We start from the raw sequence: 21,006 nt of genomic DNA, 5'->3' as shown, positions 1-21,006 counted from the left end.
GGATGGGGGACGACGCGGGGGTGTTCGACGCGGTGAAGGGCCCCTGGACGATGACGGTGGCCTCGCGGCGGGGCTCGGCTGACGGCGGCGGCATGGGGATGGCCGCGGACGGCATGCCCAGGTCCAGCGCGGGCATGGCCGAGCGCGAGCTGCGCACCGGCGGCATGGGCGGCGGCGCGGGCGGGCCGGAGGGCACGGGCGGCGCGCCGTCGACCTCGGCCTCATCCAGCAGCAGCTCCGGCGGGGGCGGAGGAACCATCAGCGACTCGTCCCCACCGGCCCCCTCCAGGGGCGCGTCCGCGGCGGCGGCCAGCTGATCGGCGAAGAACTCACCGACCTCCAGGGAGAAGCGCTCGTTCAGCTCCCCACCCGCCACCTGCTCACCCTGGTCGGTGAGCTTGAGCTGGGCCTCGCGGTCCATGGCGATGTAGTGGAACTTGCGCAGGAAGAAGAAGTAGTTGTCGAACTCGAGCGACACGGATGGCTCGAGTGCGGCCTTCACGTCTGCCAGCTTGTTCGAGCGTCCAAGACGGCCGTTCTCCCTCAGGTTCCGGAGGATGAACAGCGCCTCGCCACTGACGGTGTCGCGATTGAGGGCGGGCTTCTGCATGGGGAAGCGACTCTATGCCGTCCCCACGCCGTGGCTCAACGGATGACTGGCGGTAAAACGCGCCCCTACTTGATGCGCAAGAGCTGCTTCACCGTCTCCAGGACTTCCACGAAACGCACCGGCTTGCGCAGGTAGATGTCCACGCCCAGTTGCATGGCGCGATCCTGCGCCTCCTTGCCGCCGGCGGAGATGGCGATGATGGGGATGGTGCGCAGCGCTTCTTCCTCGCGCATCCGCTCCACCAGGGCGAAGCCGTCCATCACCGGCATGTAGAGGTCCGTCATCACCAGATTGAAGCGGTCCTCGCGCAGCATCAGCAGCGCGTGGTGCCCGTCCGGCGCGAAGTGGACCTCCAGGGGGACCTTTCCGTGCAGCTCGCCGCTGGCCAGCTTCTTCAGCACGTAGCTGTACATCTCGATGATGTGCGGGTTGTCCTCGACGATGAGCACACGATACCCCTCGTGCGCTGCGTGGGACGCGTGGCTGTCTGCTCCTGCCGCACTCAAGATGTCACCCAGTTTCCGCCGGTCCTGCTCGCGCTCCACGCGAACGCCGACGCCCGCAGGCTGATCGGAGCCCGCTGGCCGCAGCCAGGCCACGGTTCCGCTGACTTCTACCGGATCCAGCAGTCCCGGGAAAGAAAGTGCGAGCCGGACTTCGTCCCCCCTGACGAAGGCCTGGTCCGTCTGGACGAACAGGCCCTCGTGGGACAGGTTCTCCGTCACGTCGCGGGCCTGGCGCCCGTCCGTGTAGTCCACTCTCAGCACGGCCGGGACGCGGGGGTGCTGGCGCTTGTCCTCTGGACCCGGGTTCATAACAAGGGCTTGAAATCGCTCGGCAATTTGCTGATGGCAACCCAGTGTAGCTTCGAGGGTTTATGTTGACAACGTAGCCATTGGGGCAATACGTACCGGCCCGCCATGGCGGAGCCCCTGTTCACCTCTGAAGAAGAGCAGAAGAAGTTCGACGCGGGAATCGCGGAGATCATCTCCCACTACCCCCCGGATCGGAAAAGCGCGGGCATGCTCCCAGCGCTGCGTCTGCTCCAGGAAATCAAGGGATGGCTGCCCCCGGAAGGGTTGCGGCTGGTGGCGAAGCATCTGGAGGTCACTCCCGAGCGGGCCATGGAAGTGGCCAGCTTCTACGTGATGTACCACCTCAAGAAGCCGGGCAAGTACGTCATCGACGTCTGCACGAACCTGTCCTGCTCGCTGTGGGGCGCGGAGAAGATGCTCGCCTACCTGGAGGAGAAGCTGGGCCTCAAGGCAGGTGAAGCCAACGAGAAGTTCACCTTGCGAGAGACCGAGTGCCTGGCCTCGTGCGGTACTGCGCCCTGCCTGCAGATCAACGAGGATCACCACGAAAGCCTGACCCAGGCGAAGCTGGATGCCATCCTCGCCAAGTTGAGCTGAACCCCCACCCTTCTTAGGCTTAGGACGTCATCACATGGCCTCTACGGCAAAGGCGATCGAACCGATCATCTCGGCGGCCTGGGGTAAGCCTCAGTCCTGGACCCTGGACAGCTACCGCAAGCGGGGGGGCTACGAGGCGCTGAAGAAGGCGCTCCAGATGGAGCCCGCCGCCATCATCGACGAGGTGAAGAAGTCGAACCTCCGCGGTCGCGGCGGCGCCGGCTTCCCCACGGGCCTCAAGTGGAGCTTCGTCCCCAAGGACAGCCCCAAGCCGAAGTACCTGGCGGTCAACGGCGATGAGTCCGAGCCGGGCACATTCAAGGACCGCTACATCCTGGAAGACGACCCGCACATGATGCTGGAGGGCATCGCCATCGCGGCCTACGCGCTGGGCGTGCACACCTGCTACGTGTACCTGCGCGGCGAGTTCAAGTTCCCGGCGGAGCGCACGCAGGCGGCCATCGACGAGGCCTACAAGGCGGGCATCTTCGGCAAGAAGGTCCTGGGCAAGGACTACGAGCTGAACTGCTACCTGGTCCGCGGCGCGGGCGCGTACATCTGCGGCGAGGAGACGGCGCTGCTGGAGAGCCTGGAAGGCAAGAAGGGCTGGCCCCGCCTGAAGCCGCCCTTCCCCGCGGTGGTGGGCCTCTTCGGCTGCCCCACGGTGGTGAACAACGTGGAGACGCTGGCCAGCGTGCCCGCCATCTTCCAGCAGGGCGCGGACGCCTACGCGAAGCTGGGCACCGACAAGTCGGGCGGCACGCGGCTCGTCTGCCTCTCCGGCACGGTGAACCGGCCGGGCGTCTACGAGGTGTCGATGTTCACGACCCTCGCCGAGCTCATCTACGACGACAAGTACGGCCGGGGCATGCCCGCGGGCCGCAAGGTGAAGGCCGTGATTCCGGGCGGCTCCTCGGCGCCGGTGCTGGGCGCGGACGAGCTGGACGTGGCCATGGAGTTCGAGGCCCTCAAGGTGAAGCAGACCATGGCGGGCTCCGGCGGCGTCATCGTCATGGACGACGCCACCTGCATGGTGCGCAGCCTGTGGCGCGTGGCCCGCTTCTACGCGGAAGAGTCGTGCGGCCAGTGCACGCCGTGCCGTGAAGGCACGCCCTGGCAGACGCGCCTCTTGCGCAAGATCGAAGAGGGCCGCGGCGAGCCGGGCGACATCGACATGCTGTCCAACGTCGCGTCGTCGATCGCCCCCTACCCGCCCATCGGCCTGGGTAACACCATCTGCGCGCTCGGCGACGCGGCGGCGCTGCCCACGCACTCGTTCCTCATGCGGTTCCGGGACGAGTTCGAGGCTCACATCCGTGAGCACCGCTGCCCGTTCGGCGACAAGCCCTGGGGTTCGTTCGGAGACTGGTCTTGAACATCGAGCTCATCCTCTTCGGGGCGTTCGCGCTCCTGACGCTGCTGTCGGCTGGAACGGTCATCTTCGCGCGCAGCCCCATCAATTCGGCCATGGCGCTGGTGTCCACGTTCTTCTTCATGGCCGGCATCTACGTGCTGCTGTGGGCGCACACGGTGGCCGTCATGCAGGTGCTCGTGTACGCGGGCGCCATCATGGTGCTCTTCCTGTTCGTCATCATGCTGCTCAACCTGGGAGAGTCGTCCACGCGTGGCAAGCCCACGGTGGCGCGCGTCGCGGGCGGCGCGGCGACGGTGGGCCTGTTCGCGGTCCTGGCCATCATCCTCCTGAAGCTGCCCGCCGAGCCGGCCACGCTGAGCACGGGAGCCCAGGCCTCCTTCGGCACCATCGCCACCATGGGTCAGGTCATCTTCACCCAGTGGCTGTTCCCTTTCGAAGCTGTGAGCTTGCTGCTGCTGGTGGCCATGGTGGGCGCAGTCGTCGTGGCCAAGTCGCGGATCTGATCGCCCATCCCGGACAACTTTTCTGTGCTAGATGGCGGCGCAGGTAGCCGCTCGCGAGGCCCCGAATCGGCCCATGGTTCCCATCACCTACTATCTCCTGCTTGCCGCCGCCCTGTTCTGCATGGGCATGTTCGGTGTGCTCGTTCGCCGCAACGCGCTGGTCGTCTTCATGAGCGTGGAGCTGATGCTCAACGCGGCCAACCTCACGTTCGTGGCCTTCGCGCGCATGCGCGGTGACAACCTCGGCCACGTGTCCGCCTTCTTCGTCATCGCGGTGGCGGCGGCGGAAGCCGCCATCGGTCTGGCCATCGTCATCGCCGTCTTCCGGAGCCGGGGCAGCATCCTGCTGGAAGACCTCCGGACGATGAAGCACTGATGCCCCCCCAGGAGCCACTGTCATGACTCTCGTCGAATTCTTCCGGGCGGCACCCGTGGCGCCAGACATCCTGGCGCCCTCGCTCTGGCTCATCATCGCGCTGCCCCTGCTGGGCGCGTTCATCTGCGGTGTGTTCGGCAAGATGATGGGCCGGGCCAACGTCCAGCTCGTCGCCTGTGCGGCGGTGGCCGGCTCCTTCGTCCTGAGCCTGTTGGCCTTCTGGGCCACCAGCCACCACAACCCCGAGACGGGTCGGCTGGCGGCCATCTTCCCCAACCCGTTCGGCATCGAGCGGGACTTCGTGCGCTACGCGCTCGCGTACGACTACGGCACCTGGTTCTCGGTGGGCGACTTCCGGGTGAACTTCGGCCTGATGGTGGACCATCTGTCCGGCATCCTGCTGCTCATCATCACCGGCGTCGGCTTCCTCATCCACCTGTACTCCACCAGTTACATGGAGCACGACGCCGCGTACTGGCGGTTCTTTGCGTACCTGAACCTGTTCGTCGCGGCGATGCTGACGCTGGTGCTGGCCGACAACCTGATCCTGCTCTTCGTGGGCTGGGAGGGCGTCGGCATGGCCAGCTACCTGCTCATCGGCTTCTGGTACGACGACCCGGCCAAGGCCTGGGCCGGGCGCAAGGCCTTCGTCACCAACCGCATCGGTGACTTCGCGTTCCTCATCGGCACCTTCCTGCTGGTGCTGCTGGTCTCCGCCTTCACCCAGCAGTCGAACGCGGCGGACTACAACAACGCCGGCACCACCGCGCAGCACTACACGGCCGCGCTGGAGAAGAAGGGCCCGGTGACGTTCAAGGGCCTGGAGAAGATGGCCGAGGGCCTGGTGGACGGCTCCGCGGACAAGGTCGACCTGAGCACCCCCATCGAGGCGGGCCCGCTCGAGGGCTACACCTTCGGCGGCGTGATGACGGCGGCCATGCTGCTGTTCCTCCTGGGCGCCGCGGGCAAGAGCGCGCAGCTGCCCCTCTACGTCTGGCTGCCGGACGCCATGGCCGGCCCGACGCCGGTCTCCGCCCTCATCCACGCCGCGACGATGGTGACCGCCGGCGTCTACCTGTTCAGCCGCATGTCCGCGCTGCTGGTGCTGAGCCCCACCGCCATGGCGACCATCGCCATCATCGGCGCGCTCACCTCGCTGCTGGCGGCGCTCATCGCCTTCGCGCAGGACGACATCAAGAAGGTGCTCGCCTACTCCACGGTGTCCCAGCTGGGCATCATGTTCATGGGCGTGGGCATGGGCATCTTCTGGGCGGCGGTGTTCCACCTGATGACGCACGCCTTCTTCAAGGCCTGCCTCTTCCTCGGCGCCGGCAGCGTGATGCACGGCAACGGCGACGAGACGGACATCAAGAAGCTGGGTGGCCTGCGCAAGGAGATGCCCTGGACCTGGGCCACCTTCCTGGTCGCCACCCTGGCCATCACCGGCATCATCCCGCTGTCCGGCTTCTTCTCGAAGGACGCCATCCTGCACGGCGTGCACCACAACCACCTGCAGGGCCTGGAGTGGGTGTCCAGCCTCGTCTACTACCTGGGCCTGCTCATCGCGGCGTCCACCGCGTTCTACATGACGCGCGTGTACCTGCTCACCTTCGAGGGTCCCCGCTCGAAGGAGGCCCGGGTGGCCCACGCCCATGAGAGCGCCTGGCAGATGACCCTGCCGCTGGTGGTGCTGGCCGTCCTGAGCGTGGTCGCCGCGCGGTACGCGTTCGGCATCGACCTCTTCAACATGACGGCGCAGCCGGTGCTCGACAACTTCCTGAGCCCCGTGTTCAGCGCGACCAAGCGCATCACCGACGCCAGCGCGCTGGTGGCGCTGGACACCAGCCGCCCGCAGTTGGTGCCGGACTACCTCAAGGCCTGGGCCGTGGCCCTGGCGGGTGGCGGCGCGGCGGCCTTCCTCTACCTGCGCTACTTCCCTTCGCGCGTGGGTCTGCCGGATCCCGCCTTCATCCGCGCGGTGCGCCCTCTGGCGCTCAACAAGTTCTACGTGGACGAGCTCTATGAGCTGATTGTCATCCGTCCCGTGAAGTTCATGAGCTTCCTTCTCTTCCGCGTGGTGGACGCGCTCGTCATCGACACCGTGGCGGTCCGCGGCACGGCGTGGGTGACGGCGCGCGTGGGCAGTGCGCTCCGCTACGTGCAGTCGGGCGACGCCCAGGCCTACGCCGCTGTGATGGCCATCGCCCTGTTGGGCGGGATGGCCTACGCCCTCATCCAGGTGATGCAATGAGCTTCTTCGACAACCACCTGCTCAACCTCGTCGTCTTCCTGCCGCTGGTGTTCGCGGCGCTGGTGGCGCTGCTGCCGGCCGGCGAGAGCGGCCAGATTCGCACCGTCACGTTCATCGCCATGGTGCTGGACCTGGTGTTCGGGGTCTGGGCCTACATGAAGTACGTGCCGGGCGGACCGGAGTTCCAGCTCGAGTACCGGGCGCGTTGGTTCGACCTGTTCGGCACCAGCTACCACATTGGCGTGGACGGCCTGGCCGTGAGCCTGCTGCTGCTCACCGTCTTCCTGGGGCCCCTGGTGGTGCTGGCGTCCACCACGTACATCAAGTTCCGCATCAAGGAGTTCCACCTGGCGCTGCTGGTGCTCCAGACGACGATGCTGGGCGCGCTGGTGTCGCTGGACGTGCTGCTCTTCTACATCTTCTTCGAGGCCATGCTCATCCCCATGTACCTCCTGGTGGGTGTGTGGGGCGCCGAGGACCGCCAGATGGCGGCGGTGAAGTTCTTCCTCTACACGCTGGCCGGCTCGCTGCTGATGCTGGTGGCCATCATCGCCGTGTACTTCATCAGCACGCCGGTGGGTGCCCGCTCGTTCGACTACGCGAGCATCTACAACGGCCTGCTGGACGCCAACCGTCAGCTCAGCGCATGCACCGCGGGGCCCGCGGGCGCGTGTGACTCGCTCACCGGGCTGGCCGCCACGCTGCACACCTGGGGTCCGTGGCTGTTCGCGGCGTTCGCCATTGCGTTCGCCGTCAAGGTCCCCATGTGGCCGCTGCACACCTGGTTGCCGGACGCGCACGTGCAGGCACCGGTGGCTGGCTCCATGATTCTGGCCGGTGTCACCCTGAAGATGGGGACCTTCGGCTTCTGGCGCTACGCCATTCCCTTCTTCCCGGTGGCCACGCAGCAGGCGCGGCCCTTCCTGGCCACGCTGGCCGTCATCGGCATCGTGTACGGCGCGCTGATGTGCTTGGCGCAGCGGGACATCAAGAAGCTCATCGCGTACTCGTCGGTCAGCCACCTGGGCTACTGCATGCTGGGCATCCTGGCGATTACGGCCGAGGGCGCCACGGGCAGCGCGTACCAGATGCTCAACCACGGTGTGTCCACGGGCGCGCTGTTCCTCCTGTTCGGCTACCTGTACGAGCGGCGCCACTCGCGCCTGATGGCGGACTACGGCGGCATCGCGAAGGTGATGCCGGTGTTCACCGCGGCCTTCGTCATCATCACCTTCTCCTCCATCGCGGTGCCGGGCACCAACGGCTTCATCGGTGAGTTCCTGGTCCTGCTGGGCACCTTCAAGAGCGACCTGGGCGAGGCCGCGGGCAACCCGCACCTGACGGCGGTGTTCGGCGGGTTCGCCACGCTGGGCGTCATCCTGGGCGCCGCCTACATGCTGTGGATGGTCCAGAAGGTGTTCTTCGGTGGCATCACGCACCGGGAGAACCAGCACCTGACGGACATGAACCTGCGTGAGGGCCTCACGGTGCTTCCCTTCATCATCCTGGTCGCCGTGATGGGTCTGCAGCCGCAGCCCTTCCTGGACCGACTGGAGCCGTCCACGGACCGCTTCCTGGCCCGCGCCCGCGTGGGCACGCCGGGGGCCGAGTTGCAGGAGGACCGGCTTCGGGTAGAGGTGATGTCCCTGCCATCCCGTCAGGTCGTCGCCGCGCCGTCCGCGCCCGTTCCGCTGGCCGCCGCCCCGGCCGTTCCCTCGCCGCGGCAGTAAGCCGCCTGAGCTTCCGACATGAACCTGCCCAATCTCAGCCTGGCGGACTTCCTCCCGCTGCTGCCCGCCATCATCATGGTGGTGGGTGCCTCCATCCTGCTGCTGTCGGAGGTGTTCCTCTCTACGACGGCGTCGCGCGCGTACCAGGCGGTGCTCACCGTGGTGACGGCGGTGGCGGCCGGCGCCATGGCGCTGACGACGATGTTCGAGCCACCCCAGGAGGTGATGCTCGGCTTCGGCGTGATGGACCCCTTCTCCAGCTTCCTCACCTTCGTGGTGTGCGTGGGCCTGGCGCTGGCGACCCTGAGCTCGGTGAGCTTCCTGCGCAAGCGCGGCGCGGAGCGCGGTGAGTTCTACGCGCTGATGCTGTTCGCCTCGGCGGGCATGAGCCTGCTGGCGATGTCGAACGAGCTCATCACGCTCTTCGTCAACATCGAGGTCCTCTCCCTCTCCACCTACGCGCTGACGTCGTACCTGCGGCGTGGCACGCGGCCGAGCGAGGCGGGCTTCAAGTACTTCATCCTGGGCGCCTTCTCGTCCGCGGTGCTGCTCTACGGCGCGGCGCTGCTCTACGGCGCCACCGGCACCACCCACCTGACGGCCATGGCCGGTCCGCTGTCCACCGCCATGTCGTCGCAGCCGGGCCTGGTGTACGCGGGCATCATCCTGGTGATCACGGGCTTCGCCTTCAAGGTCGCCGCGGTGCCGTTCCACATGTGGACGCCGGACGTCTACGAGGGCGCGCCGACGCCGGTCACCGCGCTGATGAGCGTGGGCGTGAAGGCGGCCGCCTTCGCGGCGATGGTCCGCGTGTTCTTCATGGTGGGCAAGGGCGTGGACCCGCAGATTCTGCTGAGCCTGTTCTCCGTGCTGGCCTTCCTCACCATGGTGGCGGGCAACCTGCTGGCGATTCCGCAGCGCAACGTGAAGCGCATGCTGGCGTACTCGTCCATTGCCCACGCCGGCTACCTGCTGGTGGGCGTGGCTGCCCTCTTCGTCACCGGCCCGGGCGAGCAGTTCCGCCTGCTGGGTGCGTCCGCGCTGACGGGTGGCACCCCGCTGGACCTGGCCCGCGCGGAGGCGCTGCGCGGCATCCTCTACTACCTGCTGGCGTACACGTTCAGCGCGGTGGGCGCCTTCACCATCGTCTCCGTCCTGGAGCGTCGCGAGGACGAGGAGAAGGGCACCGCGTGGGACTTGGAGCGCTTCAGCGGGCTGGCGCAGCGCAAGCCGGGCTGGGCCTTCGCGATGGCGGCCTTCATGCTGTCGCTGGGTGGCATCCCGCCCACCATCGGCTTCATGAGCAAGCTGCTCATCTTCCAGGCCGCCGTGGACGCGGGCCTCATCGGCCTCACCATCGTCGGCGTGCTCTCCAGCGCGGTGGGCATCTATTACTACCTGCGCGTGGTGGTCTACATGTTCATGCGGCCGGTGCCGGAGGGTGCGCAGGCGCTCGAGAAGAGCTGGTCCACCGAACTGGCGCTGGTGCTGTCCACCGCGGCGGTCGTGATTCTGGGCATCATCCCCGGCCCCGTCATGGGGTGGCTGGAGCAGGCCAGCAGCATCTTCGGCCAGTAGCCTCCCGCCTCCGCCGTCACACCCCGCCCGCCCCGGCTTCGTGCCTGGGCGGGCGTCGTGTTTTCACACGCCCGTGAATCAAGGAGACGCGTCCACCAATGGGCCGCGAAGCTCCAGCGTCTCGAGGCGAGTCTGCGCTCCCGCTTCGCGGAGCAGGTGCACCAGTGGCGCGTCATCCATCACCGAGACATTCAGCGAGGACGCGCCCTCCCCCAGCCGGCTGAAGGCCTCTTCGAGCAGTGTCCGCGCATGCTCGGGAGACACCGCGAAGAAGGGAAACAAGACGGGCCCGGGGCGCAGGTCCATCATCCCCAACCACCGGCGTGCACGGGCTTGGGGGTCGACGAGCCCCAGCAGCCGGTGCGAGTCACTGGCCGCGGAGGCCGCCAACTTGCCGGGAATCATCCCGAAGGCCTCCGTCAGCGCGCCGCAGTCCTCCAGCGACACCGGTACCACGGCCCCGTCTGGTGACGCGGGGGGGAACGCAGCCAGGTGGGCCCGCGTCACCCGCAACGTGATGGCCTCGCGAGCCGGCCGCATTCCCAGCGAGGTGTAGAGCGTGAGCGCGGGCGTGTTGTCCCGCTTCACGTTGAGGCCCCAGTGGGTGCACCCTTGTGCGCGAAAGTGCCCGGCCAGGTGCGTCATCATCCTCCGCCCCAGTCCCTGCCCCCGGGCGAACGGCGCCACCACCAGTTGCCTCACGAACCCGAAGTCCCCCAGGAGGTTCGTCACGGCATAGGCGCCCACACACTGGGGACCTTCGGCGAACAGGGAGAGCTGAGCGATTTCCGCCGCCCAGACGGGCTCGGGCGGCGGGGGCTCATCCACCCCGAGTTCAAGAAACAGCCGGGCAAAGACAGCGTGGTCTTCCGGCCGACCGGGACGCAGCACCCACTGAGCTTCAGAGGAACCCACCTGCGCTTCCTTTCGTCGCGAGCTGAGGCAGCTACAGACGCGGAAAAGAAGGCGGCCCGACACCCCAAAGAGGTGCCGGGCCGCGGGTCTTCTCAAGGTGACTCACCGGAAGTGCTGAAGGGGTGGGGGGGAACCGCCTTCAGCCTCGCTTCGATGTGTCCCGCGTGTTCCCTTAGCAGTCGCCGTGCCAGCAGCCTCGCGGGGAGAAACTCTAGTTTTCTCAAGCACTTGAAGGACTAACTGACGCTGCGCTTGCCCCACCGCCCCATTTCATGGCTGCAATGGAGTTTCATAAGTGAAAAAGATGAGCAAATTCAGCCACTTGCCTTTTTCACCTATGAACCCGTCCATTTCGGATCTGAATCCATGGCCGCGGGAAAGTTACATGGGTGAGTCTTCCCCCTACTCCAGGGCTATTCCCGGGCCAGCTCACTGGGCGGACGGAGGTTGAGCCGCTTCATCTTCCGCCAGAGGGTGGTGGAAGAAACGCCGAGTTCATCGGCGACGCGGGCCAGGTCCACCCCGTGCCGCTCCAGGGCCTGGGTGATGGCGTGGCGCTCCGCCTCCTCCACAACCTGGGCCAGCGTGGGCCCCGCGCTGGCGTTGCGTCCGAGCGCCCCGCCCTGCCCGTCCAGGAAGGCGACGCTAGGGGTGCCATGGGCCGGCGTCATGCGGCCCTGTCGCACGGGGAAGTCCTCGGGCAGCAGCTCATCGCCCTCCGCGAGCGCGGCGGCCTGCTCCACCAGGTTCTCCAGCTCGCGCACGTTGCCGGGGAAGCTGTAGCTCATCAGGTGAGACACCGCGGCGGCGGACAGGCGCTTGGGGTTGGGGCTGCGGGCATTGGCCCGCTCCAGGAAGTGCTCCGCCAGCGCTGGCACGTCCTCCAGGCGCTCGCGCAGGGGCGGGACGCGGAGGGCCACCACGTTGAGGCGGTAGAAGAGATCCTGCCGGAAGCGCTTGTCGCGCACCTCCAGTTCGATGTCCCGGTTGGTGGCGGCGACGATGCGCACGTCGACGCGCAGCGCGGTGGACTCACCGACGCGGCGGACCTCGCCCTCCTGCAGCGCGCGCAGCAGCTTGGACTGGAAGGTGGGGCTGGTCTCCGTCACCTCGTCAATGAAGAGCGTGCCCCCGTCCGCCTCCTCGAAGAGGCCCCGGCGGGACTTCACCGCGCCGGTGAAGGCACCCTTGGCGTGGCCGAACAGCTCGCTCTCCAGCAATGACTCGCTGATGGCCGCGCAGTTGACGGGCACGAAGGAGCGGGCCTTGCGGCGGCTGTGCGCATGGAGCGCGCGAGCCACCAGCTCCTTGCCCGTGCCGCTCTCTCCCTGGATGAGGACGGTGGCGTCGCTCTGCGCCACGCGCATCAGCCGCGTGGTGAGCTCGCGCATGGCGGCGCTGCGCCCCACGAGGGCGGACAGGCCGTGGCGCTGGTTGAAGTCGGTGGTGAGGTTGTCCACGTCGCGCTGCAGGCGCGCACGCTCCAGGGCGCGCTCCACGCGGTAGCGCAGCTCACTCTCCTTGAAGGGCTTGGTGACATAGTCGTAGGCCCCCAGGCGCATGGCCTCCACGGCGCTCTCGATGGAGCCGAAGGCCGTCATCATGATGACCTGGAGCCGGGGTGCCACCTCCAGCGCGCGCCGTAGGAGCGTGAGCCCGTCCATGGGCTCCATCTTCAGGTCCGTCAGCAGCAGGTCGATGCTACCGCTGGCGAGCTGGGCCAGGGCTTCCTCGCCGGTGGCGGCCTCGAAGACGGTGTAGTTCTCCGCCCGCAGCAACAGGGCGGTGGTGGCGCGCATGTTGCGCTGGTCGTCCACGACGAGGAGCCGTCCTCGGGTCGGCGGAGTGTTCGCGTCGGTCATGGGAAGGACGGAGGCTGCGAGAACGGCAGCCGGAAGGTGAAGGTGGTACCGCGCCCCGGGATGCTATCCACGGCGATTTCGCCCCGGTGCTCCTCGAGGATGCGCCTGACGACGGCCAGCCCCAGGCCGGTGCCCTGGGCCTTGGTGGTGAAGAACGGCTCGAAGACGCGGTGGAGCAGCTCGGCGGGGATGCCCGGGCCCTGGTCCACCACGTCGATGCGCAGCTGCTCGCGCCCCGCGTGGGCTTCACGGCGCGCACGAACCTGCACGAGTCCACCCTGCGGCATGGACTGGATGGCGTTGACCGCCACGTTGACCAGCGCCTGTCGGATGAGGCGCCGGTCCATGGGGACCGGCGGCAGGCCGGGCTCCACGTCGGATTGGATGCGGATGGAGCGGTCCGCGCCGCCGCCCTGCATCCGCGCGGCCTCCAGCGAATCCTGGAGCACGCGTCCCAGGTCCTCCTGCTGGAGCACCGGGTCCCTGGGACGCGTGTAGTCCAGCAAGTCACCGACGATGCGGTTGAGCCGGTCGCTCTCCTCTCCCAGGATGTCGAGCAACATGGCCGCGTCCCCGCCCGGCACCAACAGCCGGCGCAGCGAAGCCACCGCGTTGAAGATGACGCCCAGCGGATTGCGCACCTCGTGGGCGACAATCGCGGACAGCTCGCCCAGCGCGGCCAGCCGCTCGCGCTTCACCATCTCCGCGCGCGTGGCGGCCAGCTCCGCGTAGCTGGCCCACAGTGACTCGTACAGGCGCGCGTTGGCGATGGACAACGCCAGCTGGCCACACGTGGCCTCCGCCAGCTCGATGAGCTCCGGACCGAAGGCGCGCGGGCCCCGCGTGTCGTCCACCACCACCACGCCGATGAGCTCCTCGCGCGAGGTGAGCGGCAGCGCCAGCAGCGCCTTCTCGTCGAAGCGGTGCGCGAGCTCCGGGTTGAAGCCTCCGTCCGCGGCGGACACGTCCTCCACCGCGACGGGCCTGCGCTCACGAGCCACGCGCGCCGCCAGGCCGTCTCCATGGAGGGGCAGCACCACCGTGCGGAAGTAGTCGCGATGCGCGATGGAGGCCGCGGCGCCGCGCAGCAGCCGGGCGCCCTCGTCGTACAGCAGGATGTAGCAGTTGGACACGTCCAGCAGGCGGACGAGGAAGTCGGCGGCCACGTCCAGGATGCTCGATGTCTCCAGCACGCCGGACGTGGTGCGCGCCAGGTCCAGCAGGAGGCGCGTCTCGGCCAGTTGGCGCGAGGACTCGGCCCGCAGCCGGCGCTGCTCCAGCAGCGTCACCAGCAACTCCGACAGCGTGCCCAGCAGGCGCAGGTCCCGTTCGTCGAAGGGCTTCCCCGGCGCACGCAGCACCTGGAGCATCCCGCACACCTCGCCGCCGCGAGTCAGACACACCGCCGCGCCCGCCCCCAACCGCCCTCCGGACTGCTCCGCCAGCAGGGCCTCGTCCGCGGACGAGGACAGCGCGCCCTCCGCGCCACACGACAGCACGCCCGTGAGCCGGCGCGCGTCCGCCGCGTCCTGAAAGCCCACGTGTGAGGACAGCGTCAGCGTGACTTCGGGAGGCGTCGAGAGGTGCAGCGCCGCGGCGTCCGCCTGGAGCAGTGAAGCGACGCGCTCCAGGAAGTCCTCCTGCGTGGGCGGAGACGGCTGCGCGACGAAGCGCGCCATCTGCGCGACCGCCTCCATCTCCCAGCGGCTGCGCGCGCTCTCCGCCTTCACGCGCGCGTCCGTCAGCGCGGCGCCGACCACCTTGGCGAAGAGCATCAACACCGAGCCATGGTGCGGCGCCACCCAGTGCCCCTCCACCCACAGCACCTCGGCCTGGGGGCCGCCCACGGGCAGGTAGACGTGGGTGGGCGCGGCCTGGTCCGAGCCGCCAAAGACGGGACGCCCGTCCGCGAGCGACTCCAACCCCAGGCGCGAATCCTCCGGCAGGGGCTCCCCATCCCGAGCCAGCAAGCCCTCGCCGTCCCAACGCAACAGCCGGGCCCGGAAGCCCGCGGCCTCCAGGCCCTTCAGGGCGACGCGGCGGACGGCGTTCTCCGAGTGCGCGGACACCAGCCCCGCGGAGGTCTCCACCAGCCGCTCGGCCACCGACATCTCCGGCGGCCGGTTCTCCATGGGCACGCAGTTGAGCAGCAGGCCCCCGCCCCCGCGCTCCAACACGAAGCGGGACGCGGTGACGGCCACCTCGCGCGCCACGCCATCCGCGCAGGGGACTTGGAAGAGCTGGGAGCCCTCATGGAGCGGCGCACCGGCCTCCACCCGCCAGTAGCGCTCGACCACGCGGCTGCGGTCCTCCGGCTGGATGAAGTCCATGACGGAGCGGCCCTCCACCTGGGCGCGTTGCAGGCCGAGCAACGCGACATAGGCGTCATTGGCCACGAGCACCCGTCCCTCCACCACCGCCAGCATGGGGTTGCGGAAGGTGTCGACGAGGGCTCGAAGCTCCGCCTCGCTGTAGCGCTTGGTACTCATCCGCGACGCAGCACCCGCTTCTCTCCTACCCGGAGCGTGACCTTCTCCCGGTCGAAGTATTCGGACAGGGGGATGACGAACTTGCGGCTTTGCCCCACCATCTCCTTGAAATCCTGGGTGGTAATCTCCTTCTTCTCGCGCAGGTGGGCAACCAGGCGCTCTCGCAGTGACGCCAGCGCTCCGGCCGCGAACCACAAGCCCTCCGAGACGCGCACCGCCGCCCCCTCCACCACCATGACGCCCAACAGCTCACGCAGCCGGGAGGCGGGGAGCTGGAGCTTCTGCTCCAGCTCAGGAAGCGAGGGAGGCGCCAGGGCCGCGGCGGACAGCTCTGCCGCCAGCCGCGCCCGAGCGGCGGTGTCCCCCAGGCTCAGCGTGCGGCCGCGCCCCTTGAGGCGTACCACGTCCCGCTCCAGTTCCACCCGTCCTCCTTCCACCAGGACCTGCAACACCCGCTGGAATACCCGCGCATCCAGCGCGGAGGACAGCCGCTGCCGCAGCTCCTCGCGTGACAGGCCTTCGCGCAGGGGCTCGCGCTCATGGAAGGTGGCCAGCAGCGCCAAGGCGCGGCCCTGCAACGCCTCGAAGACATCGCCGGAGAGGTACAGCCGCCGCTCCCGGTCGATGAGGAGCGCGCCGCCCCGCGCCCCCAGCAACTCCAGCGCGCGCGTGAGGACCCGGGGCCCCAGCGCCGAGCGGCCGAACAGCTCCGGCTGCGTCAGCCCGCGATAGCCCGCCTGCCGCAGCAGCCAGGCCACCTGCCCCGCCGGGTCCGCCTCCAGCAGGGGCGCCACCGCCGACGCGCCGCCTTTGCGCCGCTTCGGCGGGGAGATGGACAGGATGCGGCCTCCCGCCACCGTGGCGCCTCGTCCCGGAAGGGCTCGCGCGCCGCGCAGGATGAAGCGCTGGCCCACCAACGCCCCCACGGAGGTGCCCAGCCGCAGCTGCGCCAGCGTCGTCTCGCCGGGCTCCAGTCGCTCCACATCCAACAGCGCCACCGTGGCCTCCACCTGCGCGGTACCCAGGTGCAGCAGCAGCTTCGAGCGACGAGGCAATGGCGACGGGGCCGCGGGCAGCAGCGTCAACTCGACATCGAGCATGCGCGTCTCCGGCAGCTCGCCCGCGCGTACCAGCACCATCCCCCGCCGCAACGCCTCCGGCTCCACGCCGGTGAGGTTCACCGCCGCGCGCTGTCCCGCCTCCACGGCGGACACCGCGTCGCCGTGCTGCTGCACCCCGCGCACGCGCAGCGGACCGGGCAGTCCGGGCAGAAGCGATACCGCGTCATCCACCGACAGCGCTCCCGACAGCAGCGTGCCCGTCACCACCGTGCCAAAGCCCTTGATGGTGAACACGCGGTCGACTGGCAAGAAGGCGGGGCCCTCCGAAGGCCGCTCGGGCAGCGCCGCCGCGGCCCGGGTGAGCGCGGCGCGCAGCGCGTCCAATCCCGCACCCGTTCTGGCGGAGCAGGCCACCACGAGCGCCGACTCCAGGAAGGTCCCCACGGTGAGCGCGGACAGGTCGGCCTCCACCAGCGCGCGCCACTCCGGGCCCAGCTCCGCCAGCGTGTCCGACTTGGTGAGGGCGATGACGCCGGCCCTCACGCCCAGCAACCGGCAGATGTCCAGGTGCTCGCGCGTCTGGGGCATCACGCCCTCGTCCGCGGCCACCACCAGCACCACCAGGTCCACGCCGCCGGCGCCAGCGGCCATGGCCTTCACGAAGCGCTCGTGGCCCGGAACGTCCACCACGCCGGCCACGGTGCCGTCATCCAGCGTCAGGTGGGCGAAGCCCAGCTCCAGGGTGATGCCGCGGCGCTTCTCTTCCTTCAGCCGGTCGGTGTCGATGCCGGTGAGCACCTTCACCAGGGACGTCTTGCCATGGTCGATGTGGCCCGCCGTCCCGACAATCATGGCGTCACCGCGCCAAGGCTCATGCGCCAGCCTTGTCCGGGTCCTCGTCGAAGCGCGCGTCTCCGGTGGAAGGCTCGTAGTCCCAGGGGAAGACCATGAGCGAGGCGCTGGAGAGCGCGGAGTAGTCCGGCGAGAAGCCACCAGGCTTGGTCATCAGGCACGCGGTGGCCACCTTCTTCGCGCCCGCCTCGCGCGCCAGGGCGGTGGCCAGCTCCAACGTGTCACCGCTGGAGGCCACGTCATCCACAATCAACACCCGACGGCCCTTCAGCTCCGCGGGCATCTCCCCGGCGAGCTGCGGCGTTTTCGAGGTGCGAGGCGTGGAGTTGGTGCTGCCCCGGTCCCTGCTGCGGCGACTGATGCGCACGGGGAAGAACGGACAACCGAGCGCCCCCGCCAGCGCGCCGCCCACGAAGACGCCGCCGTGGGCCACGCCGACGACCACCTGGGGTTCAAAGGTCTCCTGGATGGAACCCGCGAGTTGCTGGACCGCGCGGTCGAACTCCTTCCAGGTCAGCTCCTTCACGCCGCTGGACGCGGAGCGGCCCCGGGACTGGTCCTTCCCTGTCGGCTGGCGCGGCGCCTCCACCTGGGGCGCCAGCACGAGGTCCTCGGGAATGGAGACGAGCTTCTTCGCCTGCGTCCGCGACGACTTCGACGTGGGGGACTTCTTCGAAGAGGCCTTCTCGGTGGGCTTGCTCTGCCGCTTGGTCGCCACGGCGCTGAACTCCGGCTGGGGTGTGTGCGGCCCCGTCATACTCCGAGGACCGCACGGTGGCCACATCCGGCCACACCCCAGACGTCGCCTTTGTTTCGCGGCAACACACGCACTGCGTGCGTGGGCGCTCAGCCGGCCAGCCGCTCCTCGACCATCCGGTCCGCCACCTGCTCGGGGCGCAGGCCGGATTCCTTCGCGCGGGCCAGCACCGTGTCGATGGTGTCGAAGATGAGGGAGGCGCGGGAGTACGCCTTGTCCCGGTCATACCCCGCCCACTCCTGGGCCACGTTGATGAGGCCGCCGGCATTGGCCGCGTAGTCGGGCACGTAGAGGATGCCGCGTTGGGCCAACTGCTCGCCGTGACGCGACGTGAGCAGCTGGTTGTTGGCCGCGCCGCACACCGCCTTCACGTTCAGCAGCGACAGGGTGGTGTCGTTGATGGCGCCGCCCAACGCACAGGGGGCGTAGATGTCCGCCTCCATTCGATGCAGTGCGTCGGCGTCCACCGCCGTGACGCCGTACTGCGTCACCGCGTGCTGCACGCTGGCGGGGTTGATATCGCTCACCCACACCTTGGCGCCGCGCTGGTGCAACTCCTTCACCAGGTACATGCCTACGTGCCCCACGCCCAGTACGGTGACGCGCAGGCCCTTCAGGTCCGGGCTGCCGAAGACGTGCTTCGCCGTGGCTTCCATGGCGCGCGCCACGCCATACGCTGTCACCGGCGACGGGTCTCCGCTGCGCTCCTTCAGTCCAACGACATACTTCGTGTGGCGGCGCACGTGCTCCATGTCGTCGGGACTGGTGCCGCTGTCCTCGGTGGTGATGTAGCGCCCGCCCAGGGACTCCACCGCGCGGCCGAAGGACTCGAAAATCCTCTCACGGTCGAAGCTGCCGCGCGGCAGCATGATGACCGCCTTGCCGCCGCCGTGGGGCAGCCCCGCGAGCGCGGCCTTGTATGTCATTCCGCGCGCCAGCCGGAGCGCGTCTGCGACGGCTTCTTCCTCACTGGTATAGGTGGACAGCGCGCGAGTGCCGCCCAACCCCGGGCCGAGCCGCGTGTTGTGCATGCCCACAATGGCACGCAGGCCCGACTTGGAATCACTCAACAAGTGGACGGCTTCGTAGCCGCCCTCAAGCAACTGCGTGAAGTAGCTCATGGCGCGCGGCAAGTACCGTCGCGCCTCGTGCAAGTCAAATGGCGCCGCGCTCCAACATGCCGCGGATTTCGTCTCCAGGAATGACATAGTGCGTCGTGCAGAACTGGCACGTCGCCTCCGCCTGCCCTTCCTTCTCCAGAAGGTCCGTCAATTCCTCACGTCCCATGGCCAGGAGCGCGCGCAGCACGCGGTCCTTGCTGCACGAACAACCGAAGCGCAGCGGGTAACGCGACATGACCTCGAAGTCGGACTCCGGCAGCAGCGCACGCAGCACGGCCGTGGCCCCCGCCGCGCCGTGCGCCTGGAGCGCGGGCAAGAAGTCACGGCGCAGCCGCTCACCCAGCGCCGCGAAGGCCTCCATGTCCGCGTTGGGAAGCGGCTGGACGAGCAGGCCGGCGACGCGGCCCAGCGGCTCCGCGGCCCCGCCTTCCGGCAGCTGCGCCAGCAGCACATGTGACGGGAGCTGATCCGACTGACGGAAGTAGCGCTCCAGGTCGGCCGCCAGGTCGAAGGCCTCCAGCTCCACCGCAGAGCGGTAGTACTCGCCGCCGCCCAAATCCCGCAGCACGGACAAGAAGCCCTTGTTCCCCAGCACGGGGCGCCAATGGTACTGCCCGTCGCTCCCGGAGTACTCCACGTAGGTGTTCTTCACGTACCCGCGGACGAGCCCGGACGTGTCCCCATCCACGAAGAGGCCGCGCAGGGGGCCGTCACACTCCACCTGGATGTTGATGCGGGAGTCGCCCTTCTGCAGGGCCCCCATCAGGGCGGCGGCGGTGAGGGCCTGCGACAGGAGCACGGCGGCGGCGGGCGCGGTGCCATGGGTGGCACGCGCCTGGCGCGACAGCTCCGTCGTGGTGGCGAGCACCACGCGCAGGTCCGTGTTCTTCAACATTCCACTGACAAGCTCGTCGGACATATCGATGGCAACTAGCGTGCCCGAGCCCGCATTGCCCGCCAACGACAGAAGGCGGGTGCCCCTGCGCCCGGCAGGAGGGCAGCAGTGGGGACCGGGGTGACGCATAAGGTCAGCCTTATGCCTCCGTGTGGGTGTGCTGGCATGCCGGGGTGAGGAAGAAATCCAGCCCCGGCGCTGGAACGGCTATAAACCGCCGTCCGACTGTCACCTGCCCTCGACCGTGGACGCGGCAAGACGCCCGCGCGCCGCCGCTGGAGATTCGATGAGCACCCAAGCCGCTGCCGCAGTAGAGACGAAGACACCGCTCCTCAAGTCCCGCCTGGGCTCGTTCCTCGCGGTGGTTCCCCTGTCCATCTGGGTCGTCAACCACCTGTGGGACAACCTCTCCGCCTTCAACGGCGCGGACGCCTGGCAGAAGTCGGTGACGACGTACGCCAACCCGTTCTCCCAGGTCTTCACGTTCATCATCGTCCTGCTGCCGCTGCTGATGCACACCGGCTGGGGCCTGGTGCGCCTGTTCAGCTTCCGGCCGAACAACGTCAGCTACAACAACTACGGCAACCTCAAGTACATCCTCCAGCGCATCACCGCGGTGGGCGTGCTGGCCTTCCTGGGCGCCCACATCTGGCTGGCGTTCCTCTACCCGCGGCTGGTGCTGGGTCACCCGGAGGCGTTCGATGACATCGCCCGGGAGATGCACCACCACGTGCCCACCCTGGTCGTCTACCTGCTGGGCACCCTGGGCACCTCGTACCACCTGGCCAACGGCCTCCAGGGCTTCGCCATGGGCTGGGGTCTGCTCTCCAGCGAGCGCTCCATGCGCAAGTTCGAGCCGGTGGTCATCATCCTCTTCCTGGTCCTGACGGCCATGAGCTGGGCGGTCATCTACGCGCTCTACACCGCGGGCGCCGCCTTCAGCCCCGTGGGTGCCACCCCTCCGTGACGCGGCCCGGGCCCGGCGTTCCCGGGCCTGGAAGTCCAGGCGCACGAAGCACACCGGCCGCCCCCGAGACTTCCGGGGAGCGGCCGGTTTCATTTCCAGGGCACCGCTGGCGTCAGCCGGACCTAGAAAGGGATGTCGTCGTCGCCGTTGCCGCCGCCGCCATGGCCACCGCCCATGTCGTCCGGAGGCGGCTGACCGTAGTCGTTGTTGTCTCCCCCGCGCGGCTGGGAGAACTGCCGACGTCCCCCGCCC

The 21,006-nt window shown here is 68.6% G+C and carries 16 protein-coding genes and 1 pseudogene; 8 read left to right on the top strand and 9 right to left on the bottom strand.

Annotation, left to right across the window (positions count from 1 at the left end):
• Positions 1-610 (bottom strand): annotated as a pseudogene (locus F8M74_RS34875) (serine/threonine protein kinase); the annotation flags it as partial.
• Positions 611-675: 65 nt separating this feature from the next.
• The gene (locus tag F8M74_RS34870; RefSeq protein WP_141257949.1) at positions 676-1,425 is read right to left on the bottom strand and encodes a TIGR02266 family protein; all 750 of its coding nucleotides are present in this window, start codon (positions 1,423-1,425) and stop codon (positions 676-678) included.
• Between the two features lie 105 nt (positions 1,426-1,530).
• Here F8M74_RS34870 and nuoE point away from each other — a divergent pair, with 105 nt between their 5' ends.
• The 7 genes from nuoE to F8M74_RS34835 all read left to right on the top strand — a co-directional run bounded on the left by nuoE (position 1,531) and on the right by F8M74_RS34835 (position 9,835).
• Positions 1,531-2,022 carry an NAD(P)H-dependent oxidoreductase subunit E gene (gene nuoE / locus F8M74_RS34865; RefSeq protein WP_141257950.1) on the top strand — a complete coding sequence of 164 codons (492 nt, stop codon included), beginning with the start codon at positions 1,531-1,533 and terminating at the stop codon, positions 2,020-2,022.
• A 34-nt stretch (positions 2,023-2,056) separates the two neighbouring features.
• Positions 2,057-3,397 carry an NADH-quinone oxidoreductase subunit NuoF gene (nuoF, locus tag F8M74_RS34860; protein WP_141257951.1) on the top strand — a complete coding sequence of 447 codons (1,341 nt, stop codon included), beginning with the start codon at positions 2,057-2,059 and terminating at the stop codon, positions 3,395-3,397.
• Positions 3,394-3,900: an NADH-quinone oxidoreductase subunit J gene (locus tag F8M74_RS34855; protein WP_141257952.1), complete on the top strand. Its 507-nt coding sequence runs from the start codon at positions 3,394-3,396 to the stop codon at positions 3,898-3,900. Before nuoF ends, F8M74_RS34855 begins: the two co-directional genes overlap by 4 nt.
• Before the next feature lie 73 nt (positions 3,901-3,973).
• Positions 3,974-4,276 (top strand): NADH-quinone oxidoreductase subunit NuoK, encoded by a 303-nt coding sequence (gene nuoK / locus F8M74_RS34850; RefSeq protein WP_011551203.1) that lies wholly within the window; start codon positions 3,974-3,976, stop codon positions 4,274-4,276.
• A 22-nt stretch (positions 4,277-4,298) separates the two neighbouring features.
• A complete protein-coding gene (gene nuoL / locus F8M74_RS34845) occupies positions 4,299-6,527 on the top strand; it encodes an NADH-quinone oxidoreductase subunit L (protein ID WP_141257953.1) in 2,229 nt (742 codons plus the stop codon).
• A complete protein-coding gene (locus F8M74_RS34840; protein ID WP_141257954.1) occupies positions 6,524-8,257 on the top strand; it encodes a NuoM family protein in 1,734 nt (577 codons plus the stop codon). The genes nuoL and F8M74_RS34840 overlap by 4 nt, the downstream gene beginning before the upstream one ends.
• An 18-nt stretch (positions 8,258-8,275) precedes the next feature.
• Positions 8,276-9,835, top strand: a complete 1,560-nt coding sequence (locus tag F8M74_RS34835) for an NADH-quinone oxidoreductase subunit N (RefSeq protein WP_140853172.1) — start codon at positions 8,276-8,278, stop codon at positions 9,833-9,835.
• A gap of 78 nt (positions 9,836-9,913) precedes the next feature.
• On the opposite strand, the gene F8M74_RS34830 is transcribed toward F8M74_RS34835, so the two are convergent.
• The 7 genes from F8M74_RS34830 to F8M74_RS34800 all read right to left on the bottom strand — a co-directional run bounded on the left by F8M74_RS34830 (position 9,914) and on the right by F8M74_RS34800 (position 19,811).
• Entirely contained in the window at positions 9,914-10,750 is an 837-nt protein-coding gene (locus F8M74_RS34830; protein WP_141257955.1) for an N-acetyltransferase, read from the bottom strand.
• Positions 10,751-11,163: 413 nt separating this feature from the next.
• Positions 11,164-12,612: a sigma-54 dependent transcriptional regulator gene (locus F8M74_RS34825; protein WP_163884700.1), complete on the bottom strand. Its 1,449-nt coding sequence runs from the start codon at positions 12,610-12,612 to the stop codon at positions 11,164-11,166.
• Positions 12,609-15,101: an ATP-binding protein gene (locus F8M74_RS34820; RefSeq protein WP_141257956.1), complete on the bottom strand. Its 2,493-nt coding sequence runs from the start codon at positions 15,099-15,101 to the stop codon at positions 12,609-12,611. The genes F8M74_RS34825 and F8M74_RS34820 overlap by 4 nt, the downstream gene beginning before the upstream one ends.
• On the bottom strand, positions 15,098-17,014 hold the full coding sequence (selB, locus tag F8M74_RS34815) for a selenocysteine-specific translation elongation factor (RefSeq protein ID WP_141257957.1): 1,917 nt from the start codon (positions 17,012-17,014) through the stop codon (positions 15,098-15,100). Before selB ends, F8M74_RS34820 begins: the two co-directional genes overlap by 4 nt.
• 19 nt (positions 17,015-17,033) lie before the next feature.
• Positions 17,034-17,798 carry a phosphoribosyltransferase gene (locus F8M74_RS34810; RefSeq protein ID WP_141257958.1) on the bottom strand — a complete coding sequence of 255 codons (765 nt, stop codon included), beginning with the start codon at positions 17,796-17,798 and terminating at the stop codon, positions 17,034-17,036.
• A 62-nt stretch (positions 17,799-17,860) separates the two neighbouring features.
• The gene (locus F8M74_RS34805; RefSeq protein WP_141257959.1) at positions 17,861-18,892 is read right to left on the bottom strand and encodes a Glu/Leu/Phe/Val dehydrogenase dimerization domain-containing protein; all 1,032 of its coding nucleotides are present in this window, start codon (positions 18,890-18,892) and stop codon (positions 17,861-17,863) included.
• Positions 18,893-18,926: 34 nt separating this feature from the next.
• Entirely contained in the window at positions 18,927-19,811 is an 885-nt protein-coding gene (locus F8M74_RS34800; protein WP_141257960.1) for an Hsp33 family molecular chaperone HslO, read from the bottom strand.
• A 262-nt stretch (positions 19,812-20,073) separates the two neighbouring features.
• Here F8M74_RS34800 and F8M74_RS34795 point away from each other — a divergent pair, with 262 nt between their 5' ends.
• Positions 20,074-20,754, top strand: a complete 681-nt coding sequence (locus F8M74_RS34795) for a succinate dehydrogenase (protein ID WP_141257961.1) — start codon at positions 20,074-20,076, stop codon at positions 20,752-20,754.
• Positions 20,755-21,006 lie beyond the last annotated feature (252 nt).

The organism is Myxococcus sp. CA023, from assembly GCF_010998615.1.
Taxonomy (GTDB): domain Bacteria; phylum Myxococcota; class Myxococcia; order Myxococcales; family Myxococcaceae; genus Myxococcus.
Note: the sequence above shows the minus strand (reverse complement) of the source record. Positions and strands in the feature narration are given on the sequence as shown.